Annotated in this window: 7 protein-coding genes; 1 reads left to right on the top strand and 6 read right to left on the bottom strand. The window is 44.1% G+C overall.

Annotated features, from left to right (window positions below; translation table 11 throughout):
* Positions 1–971 (top strand): ABC transporter ATP-binding protein (locus V513_RS13720; RefSeq protein WP_099773149.1); only part of this gene is annotated, 971 nt, incomplete at its 5' end.
* A gap of 1,773 nt (positions 972–2,744) precedes the next feature.
* Here the strand turns inward: V513_RS13720 and V513_RS13710 are convergent.
* The 6 genes from V513_RS13710 to V513_RS13685 form a co-directional block, all read right to left on the bottom strand.
* Positions 2,745–3,917, bottom strand: coding sequence for an iron-containing alcohol dehydrogenase (locus V513_RS13710; protein ID WP_014731389.1), 1,173 nt, complete (start codon positions 3,915–3,917; stop codon positions 2,745–2,747).
* A gap of 66 nt (positions 3,918–3,983) precedes the next feature.
* Positions 3,984–4,784 carry an MBL fold metallo-hydrolase gene (locus V513_RS13705; RefSeq protein ID WP_041928464.1) on the bottom strand — a complete coding sequence of 267 codons (801 nt, stop codon included), beginning with the start codon at positions 4,782–4,784 and terminating at the stop codon, positions 3,984–3,986.
* Positions 4,785–4,931: 147 nt separating this feature from the next.
* Positions 4,932–5,759, bottom strand: a complete 828-nt coding sequence (locus V513_RS13700) for a metal ABC transporter permease (protein ID WP_014731387.1) — start codon at positions 5,757–5,759, stop codon at positions 4,932–4,934.
* Positions 5,756–6,496: a metal ABC transporter ATP-binding protein gene (locus V513_RS13695; RefSeq protein WP_014731386.1), complete on the bottom strand. Its 741-nt coding sequence runs from the start codon at positions 6,494–6,496 to the stop codon at positions 5,756–5,758. The genes V513_RS13700 and V513_RS13695 overlap by 4 nt, the downstream gene beginning before the upstream one ends.
* Positions 6,486–7,370, bottom strand: coding sequence for a metal ABC transporter substrate-binding protein (locus V513_RS13690; RefSeq protein WP_014731385.1), 885 nt, complete (start codon positions 7,368–7,370; stop codon positions 6,486–6,488). Before V513_RS13690 ends, V513_RS13695 begins: the two co-directional genes overlap by 11 nt.
* Positions 7,367–7,771 carry a Fur family transcriptional regulator gene (locus tag V513_RS13685; protein ID WP_014731384.1) on the bottom strand — a complete coding sequence of 135 codons (405 nt, stop codon included), beginning with the start codon at positions 7,769–7,771 and terminating at the stop codon, positions 7,367–7,369. Before V513_RS13685 ends, V513_RS13690 begins: the two co-directional genes overlap by 4 nt.
* Positions 7,772–7,844 lie beyond the last annotated feature (73 nt).

Here is a 7,844-nt window from a genome sequence, read left to right as displayed (position 1 = left end):
TAAGAAGAAACATATCCCAGTTCTTCAAGGGAGAACACAACTACGTCAAAGCCGTTGACGGAGTATCCTTCTCGATAAAGAGGGGCGAGATATTCGGTCTAGTTGGAGAGTCCGGTTGTGGAAAGACCACTACGGGAAAACTAATCATGAAACTCCTAGAACCCACAGGCGGGACAATGTTCCTAAACGGAAAGGATGTAACTCATATAGAGAAAGATGAACTGAAGATTTACAGAAGGAACGTACAGATGATCTTTCAGGACCCATACGCTTCAATGAACCCTCGATTCAAGATAAGGGATGTCATGGAGGAACCTCTAATAATACACAAACTCGGAGAAGACAGGGATGAGAGAATGAAGATGATCGAGAAGGCTTTAAGGGAAGTCAAGCTCAATCCTCCAGATGAATTCCTTGTGAGATATCCCCATATGTTATCCGGGGGTCAGAGACAGAGGGCAGCTACCGCGAGGACTCTTCTTCTAAACCCCGAGCTTCTCGTTGCGGATGAACCGGTATCCATGATTGACCTTTCCACCAGGGCCGAAATACTCCACATGATGAAGGAAGTGCAGAGAGACCTTGGCCTTACCTATCTCTACATAACACACGATCTCTCCACTGCGAGATACTTCACCGACAGGATAGCCGTGATGTACCTTGGAAAGATAATAGAGATAGGAGATCCAGATGATGTTATAGACAATCCAGTTCATCCATACACAAGGGCTCTCATCGCTGCCGTATGCGAACCGGTAGCGGGAAAGGTAAACAAACCGAAGATAGTACCGATAAAGGGAGAGATCCCATCTGCCGCCAATATTCCAAAGGGCTGCAGATTCCATCCCAGATGTCCTTATGCAAAAGAAGAATGCTGGGAGAAGGAAGAACCTCAGCTTCAGGAGATAGAAAATGGTCACTTCCACGCCTGCAGAAGATGGAAGGAAGTAGCTGATGAAAACCGAGGGTAGAGGTTGGTGGTTGGGGGTCGGAAGATCAAGAGAAACCGGTTCTCCGTTGGACGGTTCACCGTTCTCCGAATAAAAAACCTGTTCTTCGTTCCAGAGCGAAGATCAGTTCTTCGTTCTTGGTTAGAGCAATGAAGCAAGAGCATCCAGATTCCGACCAGTAGCTTTGTCGGAATGACAGAATCTGGCCCTTTCGGAAAAACCATTTGCTGTCATCCCGAACTTGTTTCGGGATCTGATCTTGTGAAGGGAGACCGGCGTTTCGGGTTCGTTGAAGGAAGAGCAAAGAATCAGTCTCAAGTTCCAAGTTGTGAGTTGTAAGAAGAACAAGAGACCGAGAAGAAAGCAGATTAAAGTAATTTGATCAAGACCAACTTATTTTGTCATCCTGAAGTGCTCCTGTTCAGGATCTGGGCTTCGAAAGACTGAGGGTAGAGGTTAGTAATCAGAGGTTGGAAGAGCAACGAAAGCCGGATTACCGTTGGACGGTTCTCCGTTAATCGAATAAAACCTGTTTTTCATTCCTGATCAAAGTGAAAAAACGAGAGATTCTGAATCAAGTTCAGATGACGCGAAGTGCAGGGTATCGATTACAGGGTATGGGGTCTCGTGAAGAGAACCAACAATCAATTCAGGTTTCAATGCAACTGAGAAAGTTGTCCCGACATCGGCTTTTCGAAGTTCCTCACTGTGTCATCCCGAACTTGTTTCGGGATCTGCTCTTGAATCAATCGAAGATGCGAGTTCGATGTTGCTGGTTGAAAAAACTTGAGGCCGAGATTCTGAATCAAGTTCAGAATGACCTGATGTGACGTTCTCAGAATTATCAAACACTGTCATCCCGAACTTGTTTCGGGATCTGGTTTTAAGAACGAACAACCTGGACGCGTAGCGTCGGAACGAAGAACCGTTCTTCTCGAAGGACGGGTCCTTGCTCTTGGAAGAAGGACCAAGGACGGCTCTTCACAGCGCTCAGAGTCTCTCATGCTTTCAACTTGGAACTGAGAACTTGCAACTGATCTTTTAGCGTACAGCGGGTCTTAGGATAGAGATGCTGAAACAAGTTCAGCATGACGCCGAGAACGGGGGTTCGATTACAGGGTCGGGGTCTCGTTAACAGAAACGGCAATCATTTCAGGGGCTCACTGGCACTGAAAAAATTATCCAGACAGCGGCTTCAAGAAGCCCCTCACTCTGTCATCCCTAACTTGTTTCGGGATCTGCTCTTGAACCAATTGAAGATGCGAGTTCGATGTTGCTGGTTGAAAAAACTTGAGGCCGAGATTCTGAATCAAGTTCAGAATGACCTGATGTGACGTTCTCAGAATTATCAAACACTGTCATCCCGAACTTGTTTCGGGATCTGGTTTTAAGAACGAACAACCTGGACGCGTAGCGTCGGAACGAAGAACCGTTCTTCTCGAAGGATGGGTCCTTGCTCTTGGACGAAGGACCAAGGACTGCTTTTCACAGCGCTCAGAGTCTCTTATGCTTTCAACTTGGAACTGAGAACTTGCAACTGATCTTTTAGCTTACAGCGGTTCTTATCCTTGCAACTTGGAACAGATAACTTACAACTGATCTTCCCGAAGAACCAAGGACGTTTTCTTCTTCATTATCCTTACCGCTCTGATTCTGGAAATGTTCTAAACGGTCCTCGTAAGGAAGAAAAAACGAGGGGCAGACTGATTCAATCCCCCCGTTCTTCGGTATTTAGCGAGAGATCCTAAAAGATCAATGTTCTCTCCAATCTGGATTCCATTTGGCAGCTACAAATCAATAAGACATTTCCAATATCCTTTCCAGATCTTTGGTTTTCAGGTTACCAGGTGTCACTTCGACAAGAGCTCCCATTGTTCTCATAGCATCCTCAGCAAGTCTACCAAGCATAGACTTCTCGACTCCAAGATCCTTAAGCGTAATGTCTATATCCACGCTTTTCTGAAGCCTGTGAATTAGTTCTATTGACATTTTCGAGAGCTTATCGATATCTACTTCACTTTCAGGAGCTCCCATAATTTGAGCTACTCTGGCCAATCTCTCTTTTGTATGAGGCCTTATGTAATCAAAGAATGCAGGGCCGGTTGCGCAAAGTCCAGCTCCATGGGTAGCGTTATAATGGGCGCTTATAGGATGCTCAATGGAATGATTTGCGATGCAGCCCGAAAGTGTTTCGCAAATTCCTGCGGCTGTACTTGCCCATGCGAGGGCTGTTCTAGCTTCGATGTTGTTGCCATCCCTGTAAGCTATGGGTAGATAATGATTTATGAGCGACATGGCTTCCAGAGCAAGAAGGTCTGACGTTGGTTGATGATTTGTATTTATGTAGGACTCGATTGCATGATAGAAAGCATCCATTCCGGTTGCCGCTGTTTGATAGGGCGGAAGAGTCTTCATAACCTCGGGATCGACAATAGAGACAGTAGGAAAAGTTTGGTCAAATCCGACACCTATCTTCTCGTCAGTTTCAGTATTGGTTACCACTGCAAAGGGGTCTGACTCGGTTCCGGTACCGTGAGTAGTGGGAATAGCGATAACAGGTAGCGCCGATTTGGGAATTCTTCCTCCCCCAGATCCAGTGTAATCCCAGCATTTACCGCCATCCTTAGCGACCACGGCTATTAGTTTTGCCGAGTCTACGGGGCTTCCCCCACCGAGACCGATGATCAGATCGCATCTTTCATTGTTTGCAAACTCAGCGCCTTTATCAACCGTAGATGAAAGGGGATTTGGGACTATCTCATCAAATACGGCCGTTTCTACTCCATTCTTCTCTAGAATAGCTATTACCTTGTCAAGAAGGCCAGTCTTTTTCGTACTGCTCTTACCCGTTACAATTAGTGCCTTCTTGCCCAAGGACTTTGCAAACTCTCCAACTCTGTTTAATGATCCAACACCGAACACTAGCCTTGTCGGCAAAAAATACTCGAAATTCGAAATCCTATCCACTTCATTAACCTCCTCAATGTCTATAAATCGAAAACAAATTGTTGATTTAACTCACATTACAGTGTTTCAACCATGAAACTCAAAACTATCGCCGGCCATAAGCTCCCGGACTTCGGCAGGAAATCTTTCTGCGATCTTCTTCACTACATTGTCACCTGTACAGTGACCAATATGGAACTTATCTATATCGAAACCCAATAGATATTCAAAGATCTCTTCAAGCTCATCTTCAGTCTTGTGCAACAAGTGCAGGCCTCCAACTACGTTCTTTACTTTTCCAAACCCCGATGCTTGTTTTACGATGTTACCAATCCCCCTGTGAGAGCAGCCGGTTATAACTGTCACAACACCATTTTGGACAACAGCAAGAGAAAGCTCGTCCTCAAAGAAATCTCGAATTCTTGTACCCCCTTTGATTCTGTTGTGCTTATCTCCAGGTCTTTCTTCGGTTACGAACGGAGCGGCAGTCATTACGTGTAGGCCGTTTGTGATCTCTCTCGAAGCGCGTACAGTTTCGATAGAAGCTCCGAGCCGCTCATATTCACTCCCAAAACCTTCTGGACTGGATTCCGTTGAACCGCTGAATTTCCTCTCAAGACATCCTTCGCCGACCATGACTTTTTTTGCGCCTGTTTTTTTCAAGACATTTCCTAGCCCACCAAGATGATCATAGTGACCATGACTGATAATAATCGACTCAACCTCGGAAAGATCTATACCCAATTTTCCGGCATTCTTAACTGCAACGTCGGTAGATCCGGTATCGAAAAGGAACTTCTTTCCATTCAGTTCGATAAAGAATGAAATTCCATGTTCAGATTCAAAACCTTCGAGACCTTTGTCATTGCAAAGAACAGTTATTTTCACGTTAATTCTCCTCTCTGCGATCGGGGGTTTAATCTCTTCCCCGAGCCACAAGTTTATCCACACTTCCGAAGTCCTAACAAGCGGAAAAAACCAATCAACACGAATCTCACTTATCAATCAAGATCCATTCTGGAATTTACCGGTTGATCAAAATCTGACTCTAAATAGTGCTTTCAAAGAGAAAGTTATCAGAAATTCCATGAATAACATTACAACAATCACGGGCCCTGGAGGCATGTCAAGCACGTATGATACAAAGATGCCCATCACGCTTGCCACTACTGCCATACCTAGTGAAATCAGAATCATACCTCTGAATGAACGGGCAATGGTCTTTGAAGTAACTGCAGGAATGACCAAAAAGGCAGTGACAAGAATTATTCCTGCAATTTTCACCGAGCCTACTACGCTCAGACTTATTCCTATTAGCACTGCATAATGTATAAATCCAATAGGTACACCGTAGTGTTTTGCCATCCCCTCATCGTAAGAGTAATAAAGCAGTTCTCGGTAAAACACCGCGAAGAAGACCCAGGCAATAACGTTAGCTACCAATAGCATCCAAACGTCTTCAGAAGTAACCATAAGTATATTACCGAAGAAAAGACCCATAACATCAGGAGTATAGCCCCGTATAAATGAGAGAGCAATTACGCCCAGCGACATCGAAAGAGGGAGAAGCATTCCAATAACACTACTCTCGGACAGTTTGTTCTTTCTCGTAAAATAACTGACGGCAACTGCAAAAATCACGGCCGTAATCGCAGCCATGAGAATATAGTTCGTTCCGAGCAGCAGACCAAATGCAATACCGCCGAACGTCGCGTGAGCTGCACCATCACCAATGAATTCAATCTTTCTAAGAACAACCACGCTTGAAAAGATACCCGTAAGTGCACTTACAAGAACTGCGGCTAAAATAGCATTACGCAAGAAACTGTATGATATGATATCACTTATAAAATCCTGAATCATAAATGATGCTCCCTTTCGAAATGATCTCTTGATCTTATGAAGAAATCAAGATCGCTAGAGAACGCGGACTGCAGTTCCTCTGGAGTAATACTATCCGCATCATTATAGCAATGTAGAGTCTTGTTAATGCACATCACAGTATCACAAGCGTCAAAAACCATTCCAATGTCATGGCTTACCATTAGTATGCCTATACTCTTTTCATTCTTGAGAGACTCGAGTAACCTGTAAAAAGAAGCTTTACCCATCTCATCGACTCCAGCTTCCGGTTCATCGAGTATAAGCAAGTCGGGATCGGAGGCCAACGCCCTTGCCAACATCAGTCTCTGATACTCACCGCCCGAAAGCGTGCCGGCCTTTCTATCTCTCAGATCTAAAATACCTACCGTCCTGAGGAGATCATCCACTCTAATCCAGTCGCTCTTTCTGAAGGGCCTCAAGATTCCACGATCACCGTATAGCCCCATCGCAGCCACTTCTCTTACCTTTATAGGGAAATCTCTCTTCCTGTCTGGATTCTGAGATAGATATCCAATCTTCCCGGAAACAACGATCTTTCCCGAATAGACTTCAAGATCTCCAACTATCGCTTTTATGAGGGTTGTTTTCCCTGCACCATTCGGCCCTATTATCCCAACGAATTCCTTTCTTGAGATACTGAAAGAAACGTCCCTCAGAATCCAATGACTTCCAATTCTATAGCTCAAATTTTCGACACTCAGAATTTTATTTTCCATCAAATACCCTCATCATTTCGTCGAGATTCCACTGTAGAAGCTCAATAATGCTTTCCATTGAGAGACCTAAACTATCCAGTTCGCCATGACCGACCGCTGTTTCGCTTTTCAGTATATCTATGGCTCTCTTTGAATGCTGGTACTCAGCAAATATTCCAATGACATCCTTTTCTCTTACAAAGTCAACGAGTTCCTTTATTTCCCCTATACTGGGCTCATCGCCAACTCCTTCAAGAACAGGCTCAAGCTCTATTCCATATCTTCTAAAGAAGTAAGTGAAACTTGGATGAGCAACTATTACAATCGACCCTCGAAATCTCTCCAAATAAGAGCTGGCCTTTTCATCGAAATCATGAAGCTCGGAAATTAGTTTTTCTGCGTTTACTTTGTAAAACACCGAGTTAACCGGATCAATATTGGACAGTTCTTCCACGATAACGGGAATCAAGTAGTCGGACAGAATTACTGGATCAAGCCAGATGTGAGGGTTGAAATGGTGTAAGTCGGTGTTCGCTTCACCAATTTCATCTTCAGATACAAGAAAGTCATCCGGCAACTGATTCCCCATGTATAACACGCGCTTTCCCTGCGCTGCCAGATCTTCAAGATAACTCTCTAGGAAACTCTCCAAATTTAAACCATTCGCAATGACTAAGTCCGCTTCATTTAGCTTTCTCACGTCCGATATCTTGGGAGAGAATATATGTGGGTTCTGACCGGGTCCAATCAGAAGATCGACCTGGCCATTCTTACCGGCTATCTCCTTAACAATCAAATAGTAAGGGTTTATGGTAGCCACAATTCTGAGAGGCAACAGGGTTGTTGAAAACAGAATCATTAGCGCTGTAATAGTTAGTAAAGTCCGTTTTTTCATAGCTTCCCATCCTCTATGTCGGAGAGCAGTTTTCTCTTGCACTCTCCACAAATTCCAATGAAGTAAAATACATGATTAGTAATCGTAAAATCACGGCTTTCCGCAACTTTCTTTGCAAAAGAATCTGCAAAACACTCATAAAATGGTTCGGTTTTGTGGCACTTTTTGCAGTGCAAAAAATGTACCGGTTCTCTTTCACTACTGAAATAAAATCTCGTCTCGCACTCGAAGGATATTGACCGTATTAGCCCCTCATCTTCCAAAAAGGCAAGGCTTCTATAAACGCTTGAAAGGTTTGGTTTCTCCTTCAGCGCTCCATAAATACCATCGGCACTCAAAGGCGATTCAGAGTTGTTTATCAGATCCAAAACTTCTCTTCTAAGTGATGTCAGTCTTTTCAATTGACACCTCCGTATTGCAATTCATTTGCGCAAACTCATTGCAATCTATTTTTGCATATACTTTTCTTCTTGT

This window comes from Mesotoga sp. H07.pep.5.3 (genome assembly GCF_002752615.1).
Classification (GTDB): Bacteria; Thermotogota; Thermotogae; order Petrotogales; family Kosmotogaceae; genus Mesotoga; species Mesotoga prima.
The sequence above is the reverse complement of the archived record's forward strand: the minus strand, read 5'-3'. Positions and strand labels throughout refer to the sequence as shown.

Excerpts from the sequence above, each read along its gene's own strand:
- V513_RS13690 (WP_014731385.1), bottom strand. The coding sequence starts at position 7,370 with ATGAAAAAACGGACTTTACTAACTATTACAGCGCTAATGATTCTGTTT.
- V513_RS13695 (WP_014731386.1), bottom strand. The coding sequence starts at position 6,496 with ATGGAAAATAAAATTCTGAGTGTCGAAAATTTGAGCTATAGAATTGGA.
- V513_RS13700 (WP_014731387.1), bottom strand. The coding sequence starts at position 5,759 with ATGATTCAGGATTTTATAAGTGATATCATATCATACAGTTTCTTGCGT.